Below are 2,336 nucleotides of genomic sequence, written 5' to 3' on the forward strand. Positions count from 1 at the left end.
GCCTCCGTGCCGGAAATCGCCGGGTGTGGCGCTGTCCACACCGTGCGGCTCTGGCAGCAATGCTAACCCGCGTCTGATTCGTCACGGCTGGCCAGCCCCTGCCTCACGGAAAGTCATACTGCCTTGGACTGGCGGATCCTGATGGGCGCTTCACGATCGGCATTGATCGCTTCGAGCGCGGCGAGATTGGCGCCGCTTTTGTCGATGATTCCCGTTTCGGGTATACCGTTCTGGGCGATCGATTTCTCAAAGTAACGCCGGGCCGCAGTCTTGTCACGATGGGCGCGTGGCAGAAAGTCAATGGTGTTGCCGTCCTTGTCGACGGCCCGGTAAAGATACCGCCATTCCCCCTTGACGCGGATGTACGTTTCGTCCATCCGCCAGCTCTTACCCACCGGCCGTTTGAGGCGGCGAAACGCTTTCTCCAGCACCGGCAACAGCTTGATGGCCCAGCGGTGCACAGTCGAATGATCGACCGAAACGCCACGCTCAGCCATCATGTCTTCAAGGTGGCGTAGGCTCAGCGGATAGGCCACGTACCAGCGCACGCAGGTCAGAATCACGTCGAGCGGATAATGCAGGCGTTTGAGCACTCGGGCCACCGCCGGATTCATCGTCTTCATCGAGCTTTCAGTCGTTCGTGTCGTTCCGCCCATCATAGCGGACCGGCCTTACTGCAACAGAACCGTCCGCGACAAACTGCCAAAAAAACGCCATTCTCCATCTCCTCAGGAATGACTATACTGAAAGCAATATGTAATTACATCGTGTTTTCCATAACCGGCCGATGCTGTGGGCGGTTGAACGCGCGTCGGATTGACTGGGCACGCCCAGCAAGGAGAGGCGTCATGTTCAAGCATCTGCTGGTGCCGACCGACGGCTCGGCGCTCTCTGAAGCCGCCATCCAGATGGCGGTGATACTCGCCAGTGAAAGCGGCGCCAAGGTCACGGGACTGCACGTGATGCCGGAATTTCACGTCTTCGCGTATGGAACCGAAATGCTCGCGGATACCGAGGAGCAATTCATTCGGGTCAACCAGCAGCATGCAGATGACTTTCTCGCCGCAGTTACAAGGGCAGCTGCGCAGGTTGGCGTCGAATGCGAAACGGTTGCCGCGACCCGTGCTCACCCGTATGAAGCGATTATTAGCACCGCAGCCCAGCGAAATTGCGACCTGATTGTCATGGCATCTCACGGCCGCAGCGGTGTGCGTGCGCTGCTGATCGGCAGCGAAACGCAGAAGGTCCTGACACACAGCGCAATTCCCGTTCTCGTCGTGCGCCAGTCGACCCAAACGGGCGTGGGCCGCGAAGTGGAATCCGGCACGCCATCAACCACATCGAAGTCTTCGTCGCCTCAGGGGTACATCATCGGGCGAACTTCGCTCGCAGTTGCTCCGGTGCGCGCCTCATCGCCGGCGCCAGTACTGCCACGAGGGCGGCAACGGTAAGCTGTCGTTTAGCTTTAGCGTGCGTGCGGAACATGGGGCCGACGGCACCGATGCCGAACGTGTTCGGTTCTCAGTCCGCGCGCCCGCTGCCCAGTACCCACACCGCCACAATCACGAGAAAGATCGAGCAGGAGCCCCCCTGGGTCAGGACACTCGGCCATGCCAGTGTCGAATTCGATGTTGGATGGCCAGCGAGATGCAGGAGCACACCCGGTGCGAGTTGCAACTGCTTTTCTACGGTCCACCACTTCAGCGTCAGGGCAACCGATGCCAGTCCGCTGCCGATCAGCACTGCGCCCAGTAACGGGTCATGAACGCGGCGGGACGGCTGGGACGCGCAGCTTTGCGCGAGGTATGTCAAGGCCGCACCGTTGACGGCGGCCGAGAGCATCACAAACCACAATGGGAAACGCACGCTGATCGCCACCATGAAGACGATTATCGTCATCACCTGCGGCCATGCCCTGTGCATCAAGGCGCTGACGAGATCTCCTAGATTGGTCAATTGCTCAATCATCGTAATTGTCCTCGAACGCATCCGTGTGGCACATGGGGTAGTCATCATGCACGGGTCCGGCACGAAGCGCGTGCCATGATCTCCGTTAGCGGCGTATGCCGACGGGGAAGTTCAGGGCGGGAAGGTCGTACGTTTCACACGAAGCGCGGTGAGAATACCTGTCAGGATATCGACGGGAGGTGGAGGACAACCTGGTATCGTGACGTCGACAGGCAGGAGGTTCGACAGCGGTCCACACACCGCATAGCTGTCCTTGAAGATGCCACCCGTGCACGCGCACTCGCCGACTGCGACCACCAGTTTGGGATGTGGCGTCGCTTCATACGCTTGCCGTACCGCTTCCTTCATGTTCAGCGTGAGCGGGCCTG

The 2,336-nt window shown here is 60.0% G+C and carries 3 protein-coding genes and 1 pseudogene; 1 reads left to right on the top strand and 3 read right to left on the bottom strand.

Annotated features, from left to right (window positions below):
- Positions 1 to 122: 122 nt before the first annotated feature.
- Positions 123 to 623, bottom strand: a pseudogene (locus tag F6X42_RS42320) (IS6 family transposase); the annotation flags it as partial.
- Positions 624 to 848: 225 nt separating this feature from the next.
- Between F6X42_RS42320 and F6X42_RS42325 the strand changes: the two are divergent.
- Positions 849 to 1,451, top strand: a complete 603-nt coding sequence (locus F6X42_RS42325) for a universal stress protein (RefSeq protein ID WP_187639690.1) — start codon at positions 849 to 851, stop codon at positions 1,449 to 1,451.
- Positions 1,452 to 1,521: 70 nt separating this feature from the next.
- On the opposite strand, the gene F6X42_RS42330 is transcribed toward F6X42_RS42325, so the two are convergent.
- Both F6X42_RS42330 and F6X42_RS42335 read right to left on the bottom strand, forming a co-directional pair.
- Complete coding sequence (locus tag F6X42_RS42330; protein WP_246530556.1) at positions 1,522 to 1,968, bottom strand: hypothetical protein; 447 nt, start codon at positions 1,966 to 1,968, stop codon at positions 1,522 to 1,524.
- 111 nt (positions 1,969 to 2,079) lie between these two features.
- On the bottom strand, positions 2,080 to 2,336 hold a 257-nt coding region (locus F6X42_RS42335), incomplete at its 5' end, for an NADH-quinone oxidoreductase subunit B family protein (protein ID WP_376776533.1).

This window comes from Paraburkholderia podalyriae, from assembly GCF_014397785.1.
Lineage (GTDB): Bacteria > Pseudomonadota > Gammaproteobacteria > Burkholderiales > Burkholderiaceae > Paraburkholderia > Paraburkholderia podalyriae.